The organism is Klebsiella sp. 28 (assembly GCF_018223905.1).
GTDB classification, from domain to species: domain Bacteria; phylum Pseudomonadota; class Gammaproteobacteria; order Enterobacterales; family Enterobacteriaceae; genus Klebsiella; species Klebsiella pneumoniae.
Genome location: NZ_JAGRQY010000135.1, coordinates 1 through 19,353, shown reverse-complemented (window position 1 = coordinate 19,353; position 19,353 = coordinate 1). Strand labels below are relative to the sequence as shown.

Annotated in this window: 20 protein-coding genes and 1 pseudogene; 5 read left to right on the top strand and 16 right to left on the bottom strand. The window is 61.8% G+C overall.

All coding sequences use genetic code 11. The features are described 5' to 3' along the window. Positions 1-160: 160 nt before the first annotated feature. The 10 genes and pseudogenes from KHQ28_RS21570 to KHQ28_RS21525 form a co-directional block, all read right to left on the bottom strand. Positions 161-1,102, bottom strand: a complete 942-nt coding sequence (locus KHQ28_RS21570; RefSeq protein WP_211777677.1) for a YbgA family protein — start codon at positions 1,100-1,102, stop codon at positions 161-163. A 5-nt stretch (positions 1,103-1,107) separates the two neighbouring features. Then, positions 1,108-1,308: pseudogene (locus KHQ28_RS21565) on the bottom strand (DUF3833 family protein); the annotation flags it as partial. Continuing rightward, on the bottom strand, positions 1,305-1,829 hold the full coding sequence (locus tag KHQ28_RS21560; protein WP_004178438.1) for a hypothetical protein: 525 nt from the start codon (positions 1,827-1,829) through the stop codon (positions 1,305-1,307). The gene KHQ28_RS21560 and the pseudogene KHQ28_RS21565, both read right to left, overlap by 4 nt. Continuing rightward, positions 1,826-2,311, bottom strand: coding sequence for a DUF2878 domain-containing protein (locus tag KHQ28_RS21555; RefSeq protein WP_004178441.1), 486 nt, complete (start codon positions 2,309-2,311; stop codon positions 1,826-1,828). The genes KHQ28_RS21560 and KHQ28_RS21555 overlap by 4 nt, the downstream gene beginning before the upstream one ends. Next, positions 2,308-3,528 (bottom strand): cyclopropane-fatty-acyl-phospholipid synthase family protein, encoded by a 1,221-nt coding sequence (locus tag KHQ28_RS21550; protein ID WP_032418117.1) that lies wholly within the window; start codon positions 3,526-3,528, stop codon positions 2,308-2,310. Before KHQ28_RS21550 ends, KHQ28_RS21555 begins: the two co-directional genes overlap by 4 nt. Continuing rightward, positions 3,525-4,247, bottom strand: a complete 723-nt coding sequence (locus tag KHQ28_RS21545; protein WP_032418115.1) for a DUF1365 domain-containing protein — start codon at positions 4,245-4,247, stop codon at positions 3,525-3,527. The genes KHQ28_RS21550 and KHQ28_RS21545 overlap by 4 nt, the downstream gene beginning before the upstream one ends. 1 nt (position 4,248) lies before the next feature. Beyond that, positions 4,249-5,508: an NAD(P)/FAD-dependent oxidoreductase gene (locus tag KHQ28_RS21540; protein WP_032418113.1), complete on the bottom strand. Its 1,260-nt coding sequence runs from the start codon at positions 5,506-5,508 to the stop codon at positions 4,249-4,251. Beyond that, positions 5,505-6,224 (bottom strand): SDR family NAD(P)-dependent oxidoreductase, encoded by a 720-nt coding sequence (locus KHQ28_RS21535; RefSeq protein ID WP_032418111.1) that lies wholly within the window; start codon positions 6,222-6,224, stop codon positions 5,505-5,507. The genes KHQ28_RS21540 and KHQ28_RS21535 overlap by 4 nt, the downstream gene beginning before the upstream one ends. After that, on the bottom strand, positions 6,221-6,655 hold the full coding sequence (locus KHQ28_RS21530; protein ID WP_004177572.1) for a nuclear transport factor 2 family protein: 435 nt from the start codon (positions 6,653-6,655) through the stop codon (positions 6,221-6,223). The genes KHQ28_RS21535 and KHQ28_RS21530 overlap by 4 nt, the downstream gene beginning before the upstream one ends. 232 nt (positions 6,656-6,887) lie before the next feature. Further along, complete coding sequence (locus KHQ28_RS21525) at positions 6,888-7,616, bottom strand: MerR family transcriptional regulator (protein ID WP_004192228.1); 729 nt, start codon at positions 7,614-7,616, stop codon at positions 6,888-6,890. A 116-nt stretch (positions 7,617-7,732) separates the two neighbouring features. On the opposite strand from KHQ28_RS21525, the gene KHQ28_RS21520 reads away from it, so the two are divergent. Beyond that, positions 7,733-8,266 (top strand): lipocalin family protein, encoded by a 534-nt coding sequence (locus KHQ28_RS21520; protein WP_002887259.1) that lies wholly within the window; start codon positions 7,733-7,735, stop codon positions 8,264-8,266. A gap of 9 nt (positions 8,267-8,275) precedes the next feature. Here the strand turns inward: KHQ28_RS21520 and KHQ28_RS21515 are convergent, their stop codons facing one another. From KHQ28_RS21515 to KHQ28_RS21495, 5 genes are all read right to left on the bottom strand, one after another. Next, positions 8,276-8,623, bottom strand: coding sequence for a DUF1294 domain-containing protein (locus KHQ28_RS21515; RefSeq protein WP_004222358.1), 348 nt, complete (start codon positions 8,621-8,623; stop codon positions 8,276-8,278). Between the two features lie 72 nt (positions 8,624-8,695). Next, positions 8,696-11,845 carry a CusA/CzcA family heavy metal efflux RND transporter gene (locus KHQ28_RS21510; RefSeq protein ID WP_032418107.1) on the bottom strand — a complete coding sequence of 1,050 codons (3,150 nt, stop codon included), beginning with the start codon at positions 11,843-11,845 and terminating at the stop codon, positions 8,696-8,698. A gap of 11 nt (positions 11,846-11,856) precedes the next feature. Continuing rightward, positions 11,857-13,119: an efflux RND transporter periplasmic adaptor subunit gene (locus tag KHQ28_RS21505; protein WP_032418105.1), complete on the bottom strand. Its 1,263-nt coding sequence runs from the start codon at positions 13,117-13,119 to the stop codon at positions 11,857-11,859. Positions 13,120-13,163: 44 nt separating this feature from the next. Further along, positions 13,164-13,508, bottom strand: a complete 345-nt coding sequence (gene cusF / locus KHQ28_RS21500; protein ID WP_032418103.1) for a cation efflux system protein CusF — start codon at positions 13,506-13,508, stop codon at positions 13,164-13,166. A gap of 17 nt (positions 13,509-13,525) precedes the next feature. Further along, positions 13,526-14,911 (bottom strand): efflux transporter outer membrane subunit, encoded by a 1,386-nt coding sequence (locus tag KHQ28_RS21495; RefSeq protein WP_032418101.1) that lies wholly within the window; start codon positions 14,909-14,911, stop codon positions 13,526-13,528. A 171-nt stretch (positions 14,912-15,082) separates the two neighbouring features. On the opposite strand from KHQ28_RS21495, the gene cusR reads away from it, so the two are divergent. The 4 genes from cusR to kacT all read left to right on the top strand — a co-directional run bounded on the left by cusR (position 15,083) and on the right by kacT (position 18,102). Next, the gene (gene cusR / locus KHQ28_RS21490) at positions 15,083-15,766 is read left to right on the top strand and encodes a copper response regulator transcription factor CusR (RefSeq protein ID WP_002887273.1); all 684 of its coding nucleotides are present in this window, start codon (positions 15,083-15,085) and stop codon (positions 15,764-15,766) included. Continuing rightward, positions 15,756-17,189: a Cu(+)/Ag(+) sensor histidine kinase gene (locus tag KHQ28_RS21485; protein ID WP_032418099.1), complete on the top strand. Its 1,434-nt coding sequence runs from the start codon at positions 15,756-15,758 to the stop codon at positions 17,187-17,189. Before cusR ends, KHQ28_RS21485 begins: the two co-directional genes overlap by 11 nt. A 102-nt stretch (positions 17,190-17,291) precedes the next feature. Then, positions 17,292-17,558 carry a type II toxin-antitoxin system antitoxin KacA gene (gene kacA, locus KHQ28_RS21480; RefSeq protein ID WP_002887278.1) on the top strand — a complete coding sequence of 89 codons (267 nt, stop codon included), beginning with the start codon at positions 17,292-17,294 and terminating at the stop codon, positions 17,556-17,558. A 10-nt stretch (positions 17,559-17,568) separates the two neighbouring features. Beyond that, positions 17,569-18,102, top strand: a complete 534-nt coding sequence (gene kacT, locus KHQ28_RS21475) for a type II toxin-antitoxin system toxin KacT (RefSeq protein ID WP_004178461.1) — start codon at positions 17,569-17,571, stop codon at positions 18,100-18,102. 47 nt (positions 18,103-18,149) lie between these two features. Here kacT and KHQ28_RS21470 read toward each other — a convergent pair whose 3' ends face one another. Next, positions 18,150-19,271 (bottom strand): cupin domain-containing protein, encoded by a 1,122-nt coding sequence (locus KHQ28_RS21470; protein WP_004214138.1) that lies wholly within the window; start codon positions 19,269-19,271, stop codon positions 18,150-18,152. Positions 19,272-19,353: the final 82 nt, after the last annotated feature.

Below are 19,353 nucleotides of genomic sequence, written 5' to 3'. Positions count from 1 at the left end.
CGGCAAGCGCAGCGCCGCCGGGCGGTCAGGCGCCGTACCCGCGGTAGTGCCGGATGCCGGCATCAATGCCTTATCCGGCCTACGTTCCTTCCCGCAGGCTCATACCCCCGTAGGCCCGGCAAGCGCAGCGCCGCCGGGCAGCTGGCCCAGGCCAACTCCCTCAGTTCACCGTCAGGCGCAGGGCCAGATCCTGCGGGTAGGGATCAAAATAGTTCTGCGCCTGCAGGTAGCGATCCGGATACTCGGCCAGATAGTGCTTAAGCAGCGTCAGCGGGGCGAGGATCGGCAGCAGCCCGGCGCGATAGTTGAGGATCACCTCCCGCAGCTCGCCGCGCTGGCGGCTGTTTAGCTGGTCGCGGAAATAACCCTGAATATGCATCAGCACGTTGGTGTGGTTTTTCCGCGAGGCGGGCTGCTTGAGGATCGCCATCAGCTTCTCGCGGTAAACCTCGAAGAACGCCTCCAGATCCTCCCATTCATGCAGCGAGGCGACGAACGGGCCGATCTCCCGGTAGCCCGCCTGGTGATGAGCCAGCAGTTGCAGCTTGTAGCGGCTGTGAAAGGCCAGCAGGCTGTGGCGGGTCAGGCCGCGGGCGCGCAGGGCGTTGAGTTCATGCAGGGCGAAAACGCGCTCGACAAAATTCTCCCGCAGCAGCGGATCGTGCAGCCGGCCATCCTCTTCCACCGGCAGCCACGGGTAGCGCGCCATCAGGGCGCCGGTAAACAGCCCCACGCCTTCCTTACGCCCGCGATTGCCTTTTTCATCGTACAACCGCACGCGCTCCATTCCGCAGCTCGGCGATTTGGCGCAGACGATAAAGCCCGACAGCTCGCTCAGGGTTGCGAGGTGGGCGCTGGCGAAATCAGCCATCTTCTCCGTCACATCCTCGTGCGGGGCGTGGCTGAAGCGCATGCGGATCTCCCCGGCCGGGGTCTGCACCAGGCGGAGCGCCGGGCGGGGAACGGGCAGGCCGATCGCCATCTCCGGGCAGACGGGCTTAAACGCCACCCACTGCGCGAGCTCATCCATCACAAAGCCCATACGCTTATGCCCGCCGTCGAATCGCACGGCTGAGCCGGTTAAACATCCGCTGATCCCAATGANNCGTCGCCATCGATCTCAACATGGAAGCGGCGCAGCTGCTTGCCGTTGCGATCCTGCACCATCCCCCACGCCTCGGTTCGGCCCTGAAAATAGTGAAAGATGTCGAGGGCGGGCTGCTGCTGCCGGTATTCGGTGACCTCGGTACTGCAGCCGGCGAGCATCAGCATCAGCAGCGCCAGGCCAAGGGTCAGAATGCGTTTCATGGTGTACCTCCGATCAACTGCTGACGCAGTTCGGGATAAGTGGTGCGTGGATCGAGCCAGATGGCGAGAAAGCGGGTGCTGAACGCCGCCGACTGGCGCGGGCCGAGCGGGGTAAAGGCGGTCTGTGCGGCGCTGGCGCGGTACCAGAACTGCCCCTCGCCGCCGCGGACCACGAACGCCAGCTGGCTGCCCGGCGCGACGTCCGGCCAGATCCCCTGCAGCATGCGCAGCCAGGCTTCGCTACGCGGTTCCTGTTGCAGAATGCCCTGTGCCTGCCACTGGTCGCGGGTGGCGTCCACCAGCGCCTCGCGATCGATGTCGCGCTGGTAGGTGATGATCAGCGCCCGATCCTGCTGCGGGCCGTCATACCGACCATTGGGCGTGCGCAGCTGTGAGTGATAGACGGTGAACGGCCCCCAGGTGAGGGTCGCCTCGCCGACGCGGCGCCACGCCAGCCAGTCGGCGGCGTGGGCCGCCGGGGCGAGGACGGTCAGCCATAGCAGTAACAGGGCGAATCTCATTTTTGCCTCCCCATCCCCAGATGGAACAGCAGCATGATCACCAGCCAGCCGCAGGCCATGGCGGCCACAGCAAGCGCCGTCGGCACCAGCAGGGTCATGGCTCCGAGGCGAGCGCCGATCAGGTAGGCCACCGGGCCGCCGAGGGTCGCCGCCGTGGCCAGCACCCAGCCGGGAAGCGTCGCGGTGCGGGTCAGTCGGGTCCAGACGACGGCGAACATCAGCCACAGGGCCACCATCCACAGGGGCAGCAGGCTGTCGCCGCGAAAATCAATCAGCCCCGCCAGCGCCCAGCAGGCGTCCAGCCCGCAGCCCGCCGCGGCCAGCAGCAGGGCGGGCGGACGACTGGTCGCCGGCAACCGCAGCCAGGCGAAGATGGCCAGCGTCAGCCAGATCAGCAGACCGCGCTCGCGCAACATCACCACCAGCGTCCAGTAAACATCGAACGCGAGGGCCATCAGCAAGTGCTGCGCCGGGCGTGTCATACCCGCTCCGCGGTGAGCTGCACCACGCTGATGGTGCGGGCGTTAAATCCGGCTTCGCAATAGCCGAAGTAGTAGAGCCACATCCGGCGGAAGCGCTCATCGAAGCCGAGCTTTTCAATATCCTGCCAGGCGTGGGTAAAACGCTGCCGCCAGTGCGCCAGCGTGCGGGCATAGTCCGGGCCCATGTCGAACAGGTTGCGCACCACAAAATCGGTATGGCGGGTCATCAGCTCGCTCATTGCCGTGATGCTGGGCAAAAAGCCGCCCGGGAAGATGTAGCGCTGGATAAAATCGACGCTTTTGCTGTAGTCGCGATAGCGCTGATCCTGAATGGTGATCGCCTGCAGGGCCATTTTACCGCCCGGGCGCAGGCGCGCCTGGCAGGTGCGGAAGAAGGCCGGGAGGTAGCGCTGGCCCACCGCCTCAATCATCTCCACCGACACCAGTTTGTCGTACTCGCCGCGCAGATCGCGGTAGTCGCAGAGCAGCACCTCGACGCGATCCTGCAGCCCGGCGCGGGCCATGCGCTCGGTAGCCCAGCGGTGCTGCTCCCGGGAAAGGGTGGTGGTGGTGACCCGGCAGCCGTAATGGCGGGCGGCGTACTCGGCCAGCGCCCCCCAGCCGGTGCCAATCTCCAGCAGATGATCGCCGGGAGTGAGCGCCAGCTGGTCGCACAGGCGCGCCATCTTGGCCCGCTGGGCCTGGGTCAGATCCTGCTGGTCATCGGTAAACAGCGCGCTGGAGTAGAGCAGGTCGTCATCCAGAAAATGGGCATAAAATTCGTTGCCGAGGTCGTAATGGGCGGCGATGTTCTCCCGCGCCTGGGCGCGGGTGTTGCGGCGGGTCCAGTGGCGCAGGCGGGCGACGGGCTTGCCCAGCAGACGGAAGCCGCGCTCCAGACGCCCCAGCACCTCGCCGTTGCGCGCAAGGATCTGCAGCAGCGCCGTCAGCTGGTGGCTCTCCCAGTCGCCGTCCATCCAGGCCTCGGCCGCCGCCAGGCTGCCGCCGGTCAGCAGACGCCAGTACACCTCCGGCGTGCAGACCCGCGCCTCGGCGCGCAGCGCGGCGGCGGGGTCGCCAAAATGAAAAGTCTGCGCCCCTTCGCGCACGGTGAGCGAGCCTTCGCGGAGGCCACTCAACAGACGAAAAAGCAGCCAGCGCGCGAGCCGCACGTTGCGCGGCACATCGGGTTCAAGCGCAAAGACGGGATCGGTCATGAGCGTTCACTCCTGCTGACAGGATGGTTGTACAGCGGCACGCGCTTCAGCCATAGCCGCAGCGCCTGCCAGTAGATGGCGAGGACGGTTTTCAGGGTCATCAGCGGCAGACGCAGCAGCAGCCCGCGCAGGTTGGCGCGGGTCAATGGCACGCGGCTCAGGGCCAGCGTGGCGTCGAACACCTTGCTGGCCTGATGGTTTTCAATATGCATGTGCAGCGTTTTGCCGGGTGCGTTGAAGCGCCAGTGATAGACCATGTCCATCGGGTTAAACGGCGAAACGTGAAAGGCTTTCTCCAGCGGGCGCGCCTGCTGGCCGTCCACCGCGTAGTAATGACGCTCATTCCACGGCGTGTTGCGCACTTCGGCCAGCACCCAGCGCAGGGTGTCGGCTTCGTCATAGCAGTAGTAAAAGTTGACCGGATTAAAATGGAAGCCGAAGTAGCGCAGCTGGGTCAGGAGCATCACGCGTCCCGCCGGGCGGCAGCCGGTCAGGATCTCCAGCCGGTTCAGCACTTCGGCCTTCAGCGGCGCGCCCAGCGGATAATCGGCGTCGTACCAGGCGGCGGCGGCCAGGCGGTTGCGACGGATACCCGCCTCAGGCAGCCTGTCCAGTTCGTCGAGGTCGAGCCAGGCCATAAACAGGCGGTAGACGAAGTGGTGCGCCTTCGGCTGCAGGCGACGGTGGCGCAGGACGCCCTGATAGAGGCAGCTGTTCATTTCAGTTGCCCTCCGCCGCGGCGATGCCCTGCACCACGTCGAGCGCGCTGCGCACCCCATCCTCATGAAAGCCGTTGTACCAGTAGGCCCCGCAGTACCAGCTCCGCTGCTGGCCGTTAATCTCTTCGCGCCGCAGCTGGGCCGACCAGCTTTGCGGATTAAACAGCGGATGCTCATAGACGAAGCGCTGCCAGACGTAGCGATCGTCCACCGGCGCGTCCGGGTTCAGGGTGACGCAGAACAGCGGCGCGCCTGCGGGCAGCCCCTGGAGAATATTCATGTTGTAGGTGACGCAGGCCCGGGCCCGATCCCCGTCGCTCAGGCGATAGTTCCAGCTGGCCCAGGCGCGCTGGCGCTCCGGCAGCCAGCGCGGATCGCTGTGCAACACCACCTCGTTACGCTGCCAGCCGATGTCCCCGAGGATTTCACGTTCGGAATCGGTGGGCGCCGCCAGCATCGCCAGGGCCTGCGCGGAGTGGCAGGCGAAAATAACCTGGTCAAAATGCGCCTCCCCGGACGCCAGCCGCAGGGTGACACCCGCCGGGTGGCGGTCCACCTGCTGCACCGGCGCGTTGAGCCGCAGGTCCAGACGATCGCCGAGCCTGGCGAGCAGGGCGCGAACGTACTCCCGCGATCCGCCGGGCACCACGTACCATTGCGGGCGATCGCGAATATCCAGCAGACCGTGGTTTTCAAAGAAGCGCAAAAACAGCGGCAGCGGGAAGCGGCGCATCTCCTGCAGCGACGACGACCAGATGGCCGCCCCCATCGGCAGAATATAGTGGCGGGCGAAGAAGGGGCTGAAACGGTGGCGGGTGAGGAAGCTCTCCAGCGTCGCGCCTGGATCCAGCGCCTCGGTCAGCGCCAGTTTCGCCAGCCGGTTGAAGCGGACGATCTCGCTCAGCAGTCCCCAGAAGGCCGGCTTCAGCAGATTGCGCCGCTGGGCGAAAAGCGAGGTCAGGCTGTGGCCGTTGTATTCCAGGCCGCTGGCCGGGTTGTGGACCGAGAAGCTCATCTGCGTTTTTTGCCCGCCGATCCCCAGCTCGCTGAGCAGACCCATAAAGCGCGGATAGGTGCGATCGTTGTAGACGATAAATCCGGTATCGATGGCCCAGGTGCCCTGCGGCGTGGCGACATCCACGGTGGCGGTGTGGCCGCCCGGCGTGGCGCCCGCTTCGAACAGCGTTACCTGATGGTGTCCGGCCAGTCGCCAGGCGCAGGTCAGCCCGGCGATGCCGCTGCCGATGATGGCGATATTCATGAGCGCACCATCCTGCGCAACAGCAGGCGCTGGATACCCGATGGCAGACTGGCCAGCAGACGCAGGGCCAGGCTGAAACCGGTGGGGAAGGCGATGTGGTTTTTTCCCTTCGCCAGGCCATGGCGGATCGCCGCCACCGCCCGATCCACGCTCACCCGGCCGGGCATGGCGAAGTCGTTTTGGCGCGTCAGCGGGGTGTCGACGAAGCCCGGAGAGACCACCGTGACGGCCACCCCTTTCGGCTCCCAGTCCAGACGCAGGCTATTGGCAAACCAGGTCAGCGCCGCCTTGGAGGCGCCATAGGCTTCCGCGCGCGGGAAGGGCAGCCAGTGCGCCATGGAGCTGACCAGCACCACCCGATCGCCAGCCTCCAGCTGCGTCTGCAGCGCCGCCAGGCAGTTCACCGGCCCGAGGAAGTTGGTGGCCATCACCCGCTCCACGAGGGCGGCATCCACCTGTCCGTGGTCGAGGTATTCGCAGGTCCCGGCGCAGAGAATGATCAGGTCGGCAAAACAGCCTGTCAGCGCCTGGCGACAGGCGTCCCTGTCTGTCATATCGAACAGGCGTACGCTGATGTTGGGGCTGAGCTGCTGGAGCGCTGCCAGGCGCGACGCATCGCGCCCGCAGGCGATGACCAGATGGCCATCCGCCGCGAAGGATTTCGCCAGGCCGGCGCCGATCCCGGAGCTGGCGCCGGTGATGAGCACCGTCATCATGAGCGCACCCTCCGCTTCACGCCGCGTACCGCCCAGCCCAGCAGGGGAAGATGCTCGTAGATCATCTCCCCGGCGTCGTAGTAGTCGCGCTGATGGAGAACCTGCTCCCCGGCGATGTCCACCATCGAGCAGCCCGGCAGGGCCAGGGTTTCTCCACCGGCAATGCGCGGATGCGACCAGTGCATGGTCCAGGTCACGGCGAACCGCTGGCCGTCGCAAAGCGGCGTGTCGATGGTGAACCGGCACTGCTCCACGTTGGCCAGCAGATGGGTAAAGTAGCGCTGAATGGCGAACAGCCCCTGATGCTGACCAAAAGGATCGCTCAGCGTGGCGTCCGGATGGTACAGCGCGGCCAGCGCCGCGGGCGGCTGCGCGTCCAGCCCGGCGTAGTACTCAACGAAACGACGAATCACGGACGGCGAGGTGCTCATGGATCACATCCTGGCTAGATACGGTAGCGTAATGGCATACTTAAAACTTACACAAATAAAATTATTTGTCCAAGTTTGTAGAAAAATATATTTTATTTACGTTAAAAATCATGTTGTTATGATTGGTGTTTTAAGGAGTGAAAATCGCGGGTGGCGCAAAGGGCAAGCGTGAGCCCGCCGCGCCACCGGGCGCTGGCGTCTCAGAGAGGGGATGTAGGTTAAAACAGGGGGGTTAGAGCGGAATTATCTCGAGGGAGACGACCTGCTGCTGCCAGAGTTCGACCTGCCTCTGGCGGGCGGCAGAAAGTTTGCCGCTGGTAACCAGCAGCCAGTTGCGCTGGGGGAAAATCTCCGGCGCCAGGGCGGCGGGAGGCACCGGCAGAACGTCGATGCGATGGCCCTGGCCGGTACGTTTGAGCGCCTCAAGCCAGATTTCGCAGGCGTCGGTCAGGTGCCAGCCGGTGATCAGAAAGTTGTCCCCGGGCGCCTTCTTGTCGCCTTCGAGGCAAAACGAGGTATAGGCGATGATGATGCCGTCGAGAATTTCGCGCAGCGTCATGATGGCCGGCACGTTGGCGGAGACCTGGCTGCGCAGCGGACGCAGCACTTCGGTTACCAGCTCCTGGCGCGGATATTCGCGCCCGGCGTCGTAGATCAGCTGGCGCAGGGACTCGATTTTTCCCTCTTTCAGCCGCTGCAGCATGGTCTCCTGCAGCGTCAGCCAGTTATTGGTGCGCCGCGCGCCGGGGCGCGACAGCAGGGGTTTCACCTGGCTGACCGGCACCCCTTTTTTCACCCAGTCGAGGATCTTCAGCGCCTGCTGGACGTCGTCATCGCTGTACAGACGGTGTCCACCATCGGTGCGCAGCGGCTTAAGCAGGCCGTAGCGGCGCTGCCAGGCGCGAAGCGTGGTCGCATTTATCCCGCATAGTCGGGCAAATTCGCCGATGGAGTAAGGCATGGAGGCCACCTGTTAACAAAGAATATTCTCAATATACTACGAATCACGACGGCTGGCGTGAAGTGTAGTGGCTTTACACTACACTTTCCCCAACCGCGTAAATGAAAGGAGTTCTCATGAAGCTATGGCCTGTTGTCACTGGCGTCGCTATCGCGTTAACCCTGGTGGCCTGTAAATCGCCCACGCCGCCGAAAGGCGTTCAGCCGATTAGCGGGTTTGACGCCAGCCGGTACCTTGGAAAATGGTATGAGGTCGCTCGCCTGGAGAATCGCTTCGAGCGAGGCCTGGAGCAGGTGACCGCCACCTACGGCGCCCGCAGCGATGGGGGGATCAGCGTCGTCAACCGCGGTTATGACCCGGTCAAAAAACGCTGGAATGAGAGCGACGGGAAAGCCTATTTCACCGGCGCCCCCACCACCGCGGCGCTGAAGGTGTCGTTCTTCGGGCCATTCTACGGCGGCTATAACGTGATCCGCCTGGACGACGACTACCAGTACGCGCTGGTCAGCGGCCCCAACCGTGACTATCTGTGGATCCTGTCGCGCACCCCCACCATTCCGGCGGCGGTGAAGCAGGATTACCTGAATACCGCGCGCGAGCTGGGCTTTGACGTCGATCGCCTGGTGTGGATCCGCCAGACGCCGCGCTAGCCTCGCCGCTTAGCGGCTGAGCAGATGGGTATAAACCACGTACAGCCCGGCCAGCGCCGCCACGTTGAGCGCCACGCTGATGAAAAACCACGTCCGGAAGGGCTGCTTTTGCGTTTTATGGCGAAAGCACTGCTGGCCGAGGATGGCCCCCGGCCAGCCTCCCGCCAGGCCCAGCACCAGCAGCGTGGTTTCCGGCACCCGGCGCCAGGCTTTGCGCGCCGCCAGCTTGTCGGCGCCATAGATAAGCCATGTCAGAAGGCTGCTCAGTAAAAACCACATCGCCAGCGGGTAGGGCAGCAGGGCGCTGCCCACGGCGGTGAGCAGCAGCAGGGAATAACATACCAGGTTCAGATTCATAGGGACGTTCACGCCGGCCAGAAGAATGGCGCCACTATAGCCAATTTCCCGGACCGGCGTAAACGCGGCGGGCTATTGGCTACGCTTGCCCCGATGCCGATACAGCCACATCAGCTTATACGCCGCCGGAATGATAAACAGCGACAGCAGCGGGGCGGTGATCATCCCGCCAATCATCGGCGCGGCGATACGGCTCATCACTTCCGACCCGGCGCCGGTGCCCCATAAAATCGGCAACAGGCCGGCGATAATCACCGCCACGGTCATCGCCTTCGGCCGCACGCGCAGCACCGCCCCCTGGTACAGCGCCTCGTCGAGCTTATCGACGCTGAAAGTCTGCGGATTCTCCAGCGATGGCTCGGCCTCAATGGCGTGGCGCAGGTACATCAGCATCACCACGCCAAATTCTGCCGCCACCCCGGCGAGGGCGATAAAGCCGGTACCGGTGGCCACCGACAGATGGAACCCCATCCAGTAGAGGAACCAGATCCCGCCCACAAGGGCGAACGGCACGCTGGTGATAATCAGCAGTGCTTCGCCGACGCGGCGGAACGCCAGATACAGCAGCACGAAGATAATCATTAGCGTCATCGGCACCATCAGCTTCAGCTTCTGATTGGCGCGCTCCAGCAGCTCAAACTGCCCGGAGTAGGACACACTGATGCCCGGCTTCAGCTTCACCTCCTTGCCGATGGCCTGCTGCAGATCGTGCACTACCGACACCATGTCGCGGTCGCGGGCATCGATGTAGATCCAACTGGTCGGGCGGGCGTTCTCGGTCTTCAGCATCGATGGTCCGGTGACCACTTTCACCTCAGCCACGTCGCCGAGGACAATCTGTTGCTTCAGCGGCGTGAGGATCGGCAGCTGGCGCAGGGTCTCCGGGCTGTCGCGATAGCTCTGCGGGTAGCGGATGTTGATCGGATAGCGCTCGACGCCCTCTACCGTTTCGCCAACCATCGCCCCGCCGATGGCGGACGATACAAACAGCTGCACATCGCCGACGGTCATCCCGTAGCGGGCCGCCTTCTCGCGCTGAATATCAATGTCGAGGTAGCGCCCGCCGACCAGCCGCTCGGCTAATGCCGACGTGACTCCCGGCACGCTGCGCGCCACCCCTTCAATTTGCCCGGCGATGGCGTCGATATCGGCCAGGTTAGTGCCGGAAACCTTAATGCCGATCGGGCTCTTGATGCCGGTGGAGAGCATGTCGATGCGGTTGCGGATCGGCGGCACCCACAGGTTCGCCAGCCCTGGCAGACGCACGGTTTTATCCAGCTCGTCGACGATCTTCTCCATGGTCATCCCCGGCCGCCACTGATCCTGTGGCTTAAGCTGAATGGTGGTCTCCACCATCTCCAGCGGCGCCGAGTCGGTGGCGGTCTCAGCCTTGCCGGTTTTGCCGAACACCCGGGCCACTTCCGGCACCGCCATGATCAGCTTATCGGTTTTCTGCAGCATATCCGCCGCCTGCGCAGCGGAGATCCCCGGCAGCGTGGACGGCATATACAGCAGATCGCCCTCGTTGATCTGCGGCAGAAACTCGCCGCCGACCCGGTTAAGCGGCCAGACAACCGTCAGGATCGACAGGAGCGCAATCAGCAGGGTAGTCTTCGGCCAGTGCAGCACCTTCAGCAGCAGCGGGTGATAAATGCGGATCAAAAAGCGATTCAGCGGATTGCTGTTCTCCGCTGGGATCCTGCCGCGGATCCAGAAGCCCATCAGGATCGGGATCACCACGATCGCCAGCAGCGCCGCCCCGGCCATCGACCAGGTTTTGGTGAAGGCCAGCGGGCCGAACAGTTTGCCCTCCTGGCCTTCGAGGGTGAAAATCGGGATAAACGACAGGGTGATGATCAGCAGGCTGATAAACAGCGCCGGGCCGACCTCCACCGAGGCCTCGGTAATGATTTTCCAGCGGATGTCGTTGCTGAGCTTCTCTCCCGGGTGCTGATGCTCCCACTCCTCCAGCCGCTTATGGGCGTTCTCAATCATCACGATGGCGGCATCGACCATCGCCCCCACCGCAATGGCGATCCCGCCCAGCGACATGATGTTGGCGTTGAGCCCCTGGAAATGCATCATGATAAAGGCGAAGCACAGGCCGAGCGGTAGCGAGATAATCGCCACCAGCGCCGAGCGCACGTGCCACAGGAACAGGGCGCAGACCAGGGCGACGACGATAAACTCTTCCAGCAGCTTGTAGCTGAGGTTGTCGATGGCGCGGTCGATAAGCTGGCTGCGGTCGTAGGTGGTGACCACTTCCACCCCTTCCGGCAGGCTGCTTTGCAGCGACGCCAGCTTCGCTTTGACCGAGGAGATCACCTCGCGGGCGTTCTTGCCGGAGCGCAGGATCACCACGCCGCCGGCGACTTCGCCCTCGCCGTTAAGCTCGGCGATTCCGCGGCGCATCTCCGGGCCGATCTGCACCCGCGCGACGTCGCCGAGATAGACCGGCACGCCGTTATCCCCGGTCTTCAGCACGATATTTTTGAAGTCGTCGAGCGTCTGCAGGTAGCCGCTGGCGCGCACCATATATTCGGCTTCCGCCAGTTCGACGGAAGAGCCGCCCGCCTCCTGGTTAGAGGCGTCCAGCGCCGATTTCACCTCGCCGAGGCTGATGCCGTACTGGGTCAGCTTCATCGGGTCGACGACAATCTGATACTCCTTGACCACGCCGCCCACCGACGCCACTTCCGAGACGTTAGGGATGGTTTTCAGCTCATATTTTAAGAACCAGTCCTGTAGGGAGCGCAGTTCGGCGAGGTCGTGCTTGCCGCTGCGGTCGACCAGCGCGTACTCGAAGACCCAGCCGACGCCGGTGGCGTCCGGGCCCATTTCGGCGCTGACCCCGGCGGGAAGTTTGCCCTGTACCTGGTTGAGATACTCCAGCACCCGCGAGCGCGCCCAGTAAGGATCGGTGCCGTCTTCAAAAATCACGTATACGTAGGAGTCGCCAAACTGCGAGAAGCCGCGAACCGTTTTGGCGCCGGGGACTGACAGCATGGTGGTGGTCAGCGGCCAGGTGACCTGGTTTTCGACGATCTGCGGCGCCTGCCCCGGATAGCGGGTTTTGACGATCACCTGTACGTCAGAGAGATCCGGCAGGGCGTCTACCGGGGTGTGGACGATAGTCCAGGTCCCCCAGATGCTGAGAAACAGCGCCGCCATCATCACCAGGAAGCGGTTGGCCACTGAGCGGCGGATAATCCATTCAATCATGGTTCCGTTCCTTAGTGCGCGTGGGCGGCAGAGGCCGCGGCATCAGGGGCCTGCGCGCGCATGCGCTCCAGCGCGCCGGCGATATTGGCCTCCGAGTCGATCAGGAACAGGCCGCTGGCGACGACTTTCTCACCCTCCTGCAGACCGCTGCGAATGGCCGTGACGCCATTGGACTCATGGAATACCTGCACGATTTTCGGCACGAAGCGGCCCTCGTTATCGACGGTGATCACTCGCTGCTCGTTGCCGCTGTCGATCAGCGCTTTGGAGGGGATCAGCAGCATCGGGGCGCTTTCGCTGGTCAGCTGCAGATAGGCGTTCATCCCCGGCTTCAGCGCTTCATCCGGGTTGTTGACCTGCAGGCGCAGCTGCAGGGTGCGGGTGGCGCTATCGACGCTGGGGAGAAGGGTCCATTTGTTGATGCTGAAGGTTTTGCCCGGCCAGGCGGGAACCTGAATGCTGAACTGCGAGGCGTCTTTAATCAGCCAGGCGATGGATTCCGGGACCGCCACGCTGACCCATACCGGGTCCATGCCCTGAATTTTCGCCACCACATTATCTTTGGCGATATTCATTCCGGCGCGCAGATCGAAGGCGGTAATAACGCCATCGATCGGTGCTTTGAGGGTAAAGCGGGTCTGGATCTTGCGCGTGGCTTTCAGGCGGCGGATATCGTCATCCGGCATTCCGGCAAGGCGCAGGCGTTCGAGGATCCCCTCGACCTGGGTGGCTGTGCCCCCGGTCTCCTGCAACAACAGATATTCGCTCTGCGCTTCCACCCAGTCGGGGATGGTCAGCTCGAGTAACGGTGTGCCTTGCTTGACTTTGTCGCCGACGGTCAGCGGATAGACTTTATTGATAAAGCCCGCCGCCCGCGCCTGCATAATTACATACTGGTACTCGTTATAGCTGATATTGGCCGGGAAGGTCTGAGCGTAGCGCAGCGGCCCGCGGGTGACGGCGGCGGTTTTCACCCCAAGATTCTGGGTCTGCGTCGGGTCGATACGCACCCCCGGCGCACCGGCGGCGGCATGCTCCTCATCGGCGTATTTCGGCACCAGATCCATATCCATAAACGGCGATTTACCCGGTTTATCGAAGCGGGTGTTCGGGTACATCGGGTCGTACCAGAACAGCACTTTACGCTGCTGCTCGGCCGCCGGAGCGGCAGCGTGGGTCGGTGCCCATCGGGCGTACAGCGCCGCAGTTAGCGCGCCGCCAATCACCATGCTGCCGAGGACCAGCGCCGTATTTTTCAGTGTCAGGGATGCCATGTGTCGTCCATTTAGTCGTTGAGGGGCTTACCGTCGCCGGGCCATTAGTTGGCGCGAATATCCTGCAGCAGCGACAGGTTGCCCTGCTGAACGAAGGTGAAGTCCACGCTGTCGCCATCCTTCACATTGTTGAGCTGCGTCTGCGGGGTGATGGTGAAGCGCATGGTCATCGGCGGCCAGTTCACCGCCGGGATGGCCTCGTGGGCGATAGTGATTTTTTTGTTATCCATATCAATAGTTTTAATGACGCCTTTGCCGCGGATGCTTTGCGCCTGCGCGGCGGCGGGCTGCTCGTGCATCGCCATGCCGGCGTGCGGGTCGGCGGCCTGGGCGGCGAACACCGCGCCAGAGAGCAGGGTGAACAGGGCGATTTTAGATAGTGAATTCATGTTCGGGACTCCTTGGGTTATTCCATCCAGCCGCCGCCGAGAGCGGTGAACAGGGTGATTTCATTCGCCTGACGGGAATAGTTGAGTTCCAGCAGGGTTTGTCGGGTGGTGAAAATATCGCGCTGGGCGCTCAGGACTTCGATATAGCTGACCGCGCCGTGGCGATAGAGCGCAGTGGCGCGCTGCAGGGTTATATTCAGCGAGGCGAGATAGCGCTCCTGCGCGGCAATTTGATCGGCCAGGCTCTGGCGCAGGGCCAGCGCGTCGGCCACCTCTTTAAAGGCGGACTGGATTTTTTGTTCATAGTTGACCACCTGCTGCTGCTGGCGGATCTCCGCCAGATCGAGGCTGGCCTGGTTGCGCCCGGCGTTGAAAATCGGCAGTTCGATTTTGGGAATGAAGTTCCACATCGCGCCGCCGGCGTTAAACAGGCTGGAGAGTTCGCTGCTGCTGCCGGAGAGCGAGCTGGTCAGGGTGATCGACGGGAAGAAGGCCGCCCGCGCGGCGCCGATGTTGGCGTTGGCCGCTTGCAGGCTGTGTTCGGCTTCCAGAATATCTGGCCGCAGCAGGAGGATCGCTGAGGAGAGCGATGGCGGCAGGGTTACGCCTTGCAGGTCCACGGCGCTGCTGGCGCTATCGTCCGGCAGATGTTGATAGCTGCCGAGCAGCAGCTGCAGGGCGTTATTGGCCTGCGCCAGCTGGCCCTGACGTTTGGCGATATCGGCGCGGGTGCTTTCGATCATGCCGCGCGCCTGTTCCAGCGCCAGCACGGTGGTGCTCCCGGTCAGCAGCTGTTTTTCAACGAAGGCGTAAGACTGCTGATAGTTCTGTAAGGTATCGTTGGCCACCTGCAGCTGCGCTGCCGCCAGCCGCTGGTTGAAGTAGCTTTGTGAAACGTTAGCAATCAACAGGATATGCACTGCGCGCCGCGCCTCTTCGCTGGCGAAGAAGTTCTGTCGGTCGGCCTCGCTAAGGTTTTTCAGCCGGCCAAAGAAATCGAGGTCGTAGCTGAGGTTTAAGCCGGCGGTATAATCGCTGCTGGTGGTGGTGTCGCCTTTGAGCTTGCCGCCATAGGTGGTGCTGCCGTCACCGTTAAGCTGCGGGTAGCGGTCGGCGTCGGTTACCCGGTACTGGGCGCGGGCTTCCTGCACTTTCAGCGTCGCCATCCGCAGATCGCGGTTGTTGGTCAGCGCGGTGCTAATCAGGCTTTTCACCTGCGGGTCGACGAAAAAGGTGCGCCAGCCGGTCTCCTGGTAGCCCGCTGTTGCAGTAACCAGCTTGTTCTGGCTGAGAGAGAACTGCTGCGGCACCGGCGCGATAGGGCGCTGGTAGTCCGGAGCTAGCGACAGACAGCCGGTTAAGGCAAATATCACGCTGAGGGTAAGTAGCTGTATTGAACGCATGGCGGCAGAAGTTTCGACGATTTATCCATGGCGGCTACTTTACGTAGCGGGCTCTGTTCAGGGCGTGACGGGAAAATGACAAAGCTGTCATTTTCCTGATATTTCATTGCTATCCGGAGGCGCTCCTCTAAAATTGAATACCCGCACAAAGCGCGCGTGAAGGAGCCTGCCGTGAAGATTTTGATTGTCGAAGATGAGAAGAAAACCGGAGAGTACCTGACCAAAGGGCTCACCGAGGCCGGCTTCGTCGTCGACCTGGCCGATAACGGCCTCAACGGCTATCACCTGGCGATGACCAGCGATTACGATCTGCTGATCCTCGACATCATGCTGCCGGATGTGAACGGTTGGGATATCGTGCGCATGCTGCGCGCCGCCGGGAAAGGCATGCCGATCCTGCTGCTTACCGCGTTGGGCACCATTGAGCATCGGGTGAAGGGGCTGGAGCTGGGCGCTGACGACTATCTGGTAAAACCGTTCGCCTTTGCGGAGCTGCTGGCGCGGGTGCGTACTCTGCTGCGCCGCGGGGCGGCGGTCATCGTCGAAAGCCAGTTTCAGGCGGCCGATCTCAGCGTCGATTTGGTCAGCCGCAAGGTGACGCGCGGCGCCACCCGCATCACCCTGACCAGTAAGGAATTCACGCTGCTGGAGTTCTTCCTGCGTCATCAGGGCGAGGTGCTGCCGCGGTCGTTAATTGCCTCGCAGGTGTGGGATATGAACTTCGACAGCGACACTAACGCCATTGACGTGGCGGTGAAGCGGCTGCGCGCCAAAATTGATAACGACTTCGAGCCGAAGCTGATCCAGACCGTGCGCGGCGTCGGCTATATGCTTGAGGTGCCGGATGGCCGCTAAGCGCCCCTTTTCCCTGGCCACCCGGCTGACCTTCTTTATTAGCCTCGCCACCGTCATTGCCTTCTTCGCCTTCACCTGGATCATGATCCATTCGGTGAAGGCCCACTTTGAAGAGCGCGACGTTCACGATCTCAGGCAGCTCAGCACCACCCTGGAGACGGTCCTCGACCACGCTGACTACCCGCCGGCGCGACGGCTGGAGATCGTGAGGAATATCATTGCGGGCTACGCCAACGTCTTCATCTGCCTGGACGATGGCCAGGGCAATATTCTCTTCCAGTCGCCCAACGGGCCGGATCTCAGCCATATACTGAGTACGCCGGGGCTGGCGATGCAGCTCCGCGACGGGAATGTGATTTCATGGACCGACCCGCAGCCGCGGGCAATGGCGCACGATAATCATCCACTGGAAACCCGCGCCTGGCGGCTGATCATGCTGCCGCTGGGCAAGCAGGCGGACGGTAAACCGGCGTACCACCTGCTGATGGCCTTATCCATCGATTTTCACCTGCACTATATTAATGAGCTGAAAGCGAAGCTGATCTCCGCGGCGTCGATAATTAGTTTGCTGATCATCGCCATCGTGCTGTTTGTGGTCTACCAGGGGCATAAGCCGATCCGCCAGATCAGTCGCCAGATCCAGAATATTACCTCGCGGGATCTCGATGTGCGCCTTGACCCGCAGGCGGTGCCTGTCGAGCTGGAGCGGCTGGCGCTGTCGTTTAACCATATGCTGGAGCGCATAGAGGATGTCTTTACCCGCCAGTCCAACTTCTCCGCCGATATAGCCCATGAAATCCGCACGCCGATTACCAACCTGGTGACGCAAACCGAAATCGCCTTAAGCCAGAGCCGCAGCCCGCAGGAGCTGGAAGAGGTGTTGTATTCCAATCTCGAAGAGTTCTCGCGGATGTCGCGGATGGTTAGCGATATGCTGTTCCTTGCTCAGGCGGATAATAACCAGCTGATCCCTGAGCAACAGGCGCTGGATCTGGCCGATGAAGTGCATAAGGTGTTTGAGTTTTTCGAGGCGTGGGCGGAAGAGAAGGCGGTGGCGCTGCGTTTTGTCGGTAGCCCCTGCCGGGTGATTGGCGATCCGCTGATGCTGCGGCGAGCGATCAGCAACCTGCTGTCGAATGCGATCCGCTACACGCCGGCCGGCCAGGCGGTGACCATCCAGTTGAGCGAAAGCGCGGAGACGGTACGCCTGGTGGTGGAGAACCCCGGTACGCCGATTGCCGCTGAACATCTGCCACGACTGTTTGACCGTTTCTATCGCGTCGACCCCTCGCGCCAGCGCAAAGGGGAGGGCAGCGGCATCGGCCTGGCGATTGTGAAATCGATTGTCGGAGCCCACCACGGCAGCGTGGCGGCGCAGTCCGATCTGCGCTCGACGCGGTTTATTGTGGTGTTGCCGAAATAGGCGCAATCCGCGAGTGATAGTTGAGTATGTGGCTTTCTGTCGCTATATTAAATGTACGGAAAATAACCGTACATGAAGTTTGCAACAGGCCGGAGATAACGTATGCCCGCACTTAAAAAGCAGCGTATAGATTTGAGATTAACCGATGATGATAAGAGCATCATCGAGGAAGCTGCGGCAATTTCGAATCAGACGATTACCCAGTTTGTGGTTGCCAGTGCCTCAGAACGTGCTGCGGAAGTGATTGAGCAGCACCGCAGAATGGTCCTCAATGAGCAATCATGGAGCCTGGTGATGGAGGCGATTACCCAACCGCCAGCCCCGAATGATCGACTGAAACGTGCAGCGAAGCGTCTACAAACCAGGTAAGGTAGAGCTAATGGAGCAGCAACTGACGATTGAGATGATTGCCGATGCGTTCAGCTACGATATCACTGGATTTGATTGCGGCGAGGAAGCGCTGAATACGTTTTTAAAAGAGCACCTCAAGCGGCAGCACGATGGACAAATCTTAAGGGGTTATGCGCTGGTCTCCGGGGATACCGTTCCCAGGTTGCTGGGTTATTACACCTTATCGGGGAGTTGTTTCGAGCGAGGCATGTTGCCGTCTAAAACTCAGCAAAAGAAAATCCCGTATCAAAATGCGCCAAGCGTAACCCTCGGGCGGCTGGCCATTGATAAATCTGTTCAGGGGCAGGGCTGGGGAGAGATGTTGGTTGCCCATGCGATGCGAGTGGTGTGGGGAGCGTCTAAAGCCGTTGGTATCTACGGATTGTTTGTTGAAGCCCTTAATGAGAAGGCTAAAGCATTCTATCTTCGTCTGGGGTTTATACAGCTCGTGGATGAAAATAGTAACTTACTGTTTTATCCGACCAAATCGATTGAACAGCTCTTTACTGACGATGAGTCATAAAAGAAACCGGGCAGCGCCAGGCGGCTGCCCGCAGTATCGCGACTCTCTTACTCTTCGAAGTACCAGTAGCCCTGATTAATCAGCCGCGTCAGTTCGCTCACGAACGCCGGATTCTGCAGGCCGCTGCCGAGCTCTTCCTGGCCTAATGAGGTATAGCGACACAGCGCATCCAGCGCTTCGGCATCGGTGGTGTCGAGTTGTTCGCTATGCACGAAGAAGCTGTCGCCGATATGCAGAACGCGCAGGCCGCTCAGGCGGGAAAGCTTTTCACCACCCAGCAGCGCATCGAGCACTTCCTCTTCTTCATACGGTGGTTCCGCCGGCGCAATATCCAGCTCGTGACGCGGGGTGGTGACGAAACTGCCGAACCACTGCTTGAAATCTTCCGGCTGGCGAATCATATCGATCATCATGGTGCGCAGACGTTCGAGTTCATACTCTTCAACCCGGCCCGGATGCTCGCGGCAGGTGAGGTCCGGATCGCTGTAGTGCTCGTCGCCGAGATCGTTCTCCAGCACATAGTCGGCGAAGCTGCTGATCAGGTCGCGGCCGTTTGGCCCGCGGAAGCCGACGGAGTAGTTCAGGGCGGTTTCGTGGGTTATGCCGTCGTGCGGGAATCCCGGTGGAATATAGAGGATGTCGCCCGGCTGCAGATCTTCATCAATGATCGGTGGGAACGGATCGACGTGCAGCAGTGCCGGATGCGGACAGAACTGACGCATCGGCAGCTTGTCACCCACGCGCCACCGGCGGCTGCCCATGCCCTGAATAATAAAGACGTCATACTGATCGATATGCGGGCCGACACCGCCGCCGGGGACGGAGAAGGAGATCATCAGGTCGTCCAGGCGCCAGTCCGGCAGTACGCGGAACGGGCGCACCAGCTCGGCGGCCGGCATATGCCAGTGGTTTACCGCCTGGGCCAGCAGGGACCAACCGGTTTCGCCCAGCCCGTCGAAATGTTCAAAAGGACCATTGCTGGCCTGCCATTTGCCGTTTTTCAGGCTGACCAGCCGGCTGTCGACTTCCGGCTCCATGGCTAATCCGGCCAGCTCGTCCGGAGTAATCGGGTCGACGAAGTCCGGAAACGCGTTTTTTAATACCACCGGCTGTTTCTGCCAGTATTTTTCTAAAAACTCGGGCCAGTTAATGTTGAGTTGATAAGCCATCGATTATTACCAGTAAGAAGAAACGGGCCTGATTATAGAAATGAGGGCCGGGCGGGCGCATTGTCGTGGGTCAAGAGTGGTG

Bases quoted from the DNA above. Each gene is read 5' to 3' on its own strand.
- KHQ28_RS21545 (WP_032418115.1), bottom strand. From the start codon at position 4,247: ATGAACAGCTGCCTCTATCAGGGCGTCCTGCGCCACCGTCGCCTGCAG.
- KHQ28_RS21520 (WP_002887259.1), top strand. From the start codon at position 7,733: ATGAAGCTATGGCCTGTTGTCACTGGCGTCGCTATCGCGTTAACCCTG.
- KHQ28_RS21470 (WP_004214138.1), bottom strand. From the start codon at position 19,271: ATGGCTTATCAACTCAACATTAACTGGCCCGAGTTTTTAGAAAAATAC.
- KHQ28_RS21525 (WP_004192228.1), bottom strand. From the start codon at position 7,616: ATGCCTTACTCCATCGGCGAATTTGCCCGACTATGCGGGATAAATGCG.
- KHQ28_RS21535 (WP_032418111.1), bottom strand. From the start codon at position 6,224: ATGATGACGGTGCTCATCACCGGCGCCAGCTCCGGGATCGGCGCCGGC.
- kacA (WP_002887278.1), top strand. From the start codon at position 17,292: ATGCCCGCACTTAAAAAGCAGCGTATAGATTTGAGATTAACCGATGAT.
- KHQ28_RS21510 (WP_032418107.1), bottom strand. From the start codon at position 11,845: ATGATTGAATGGATTATCCGCCGCTCAGTGGCCAACCGCTTCCTGGTG.
- cusF (WP_032418103.1), bottom strand. From the start codon at position 13,508: ATGAATTCACTATCTAAAATCGCCCTGTTCACCCTGCTCTCTGGCGCG.
- KHQ28_RS21550 (WP_032418117.1), bottom strand. From the start codon at position 3,528: ATGACCGATCCCGTCTTTGCGCTTGAACCCGATGTGCCGCGCAACGTG.
- kacT (WP_004178461.1), top strand. From the start codon at position 17,569: ATGGAGCAGCAACTGACGATTGAGATGATTGCCGATGCGTTCAGCTAC.
- KHQ28_RS21485 (WP_032418099.1), top strand. From the start codon at position 15,756: ATGGCCGCTAAGCGCCCCTTTTCCCTGGCCACCCGGCTGACCTTCTTT.
- KHQ28_RS21495 (WP_032418101.1), bottom strand. From the start codon at position 14,911: ATGCGTTCAATACAGCTACTTACCCTCAGCGTGATATTTGCCTTAACC.
- KHQ28_RS21560 (WP_004178438.1), bottom strand. From the start codon at position 1,829: ATGAGATTCGCCCTGTTACTGCTATGGCTGACCGTCCTCGCCCCGGCG.
- KHQ28_RS21555 (WP_004178441.1), bottom strand. From the start codon at position 2,311: ATGACACGCCCGGCGCAGCACTTGCTGATGGCCCTCGCGTTCGATGTT.
- KHQ28_RS21530 (WP_004177572.1), bottom strand. From the start codon at position 6,655: ATGAGCACCTCGCCGTCCGTGATTCGTCGTTTCGTTGAGTACTACGCC.
- KHQ28_RS21515 (WP_004222358.1), bottom strand. From the start codon at position 8,623: ATGAATCTGAACCTGGTATGTTATTCCCTGCTGCTGCTCACCGCCGTG.
- KHQ28_RS21505 (WP_032418105.1), bottom strand. From the start codon at position 13,119: ATGGCATCCCTGACACTGAAAAATACGGCGCTGGTCCTCGGCAGCATG.
- KHQ28_RS21540 (WP_032418113.1), bottom strand. From the start codon at position 5,508: ATGAATATCGCCATCATCGGCAGCGGCATCGCCGGGCTGACCTGCGCC.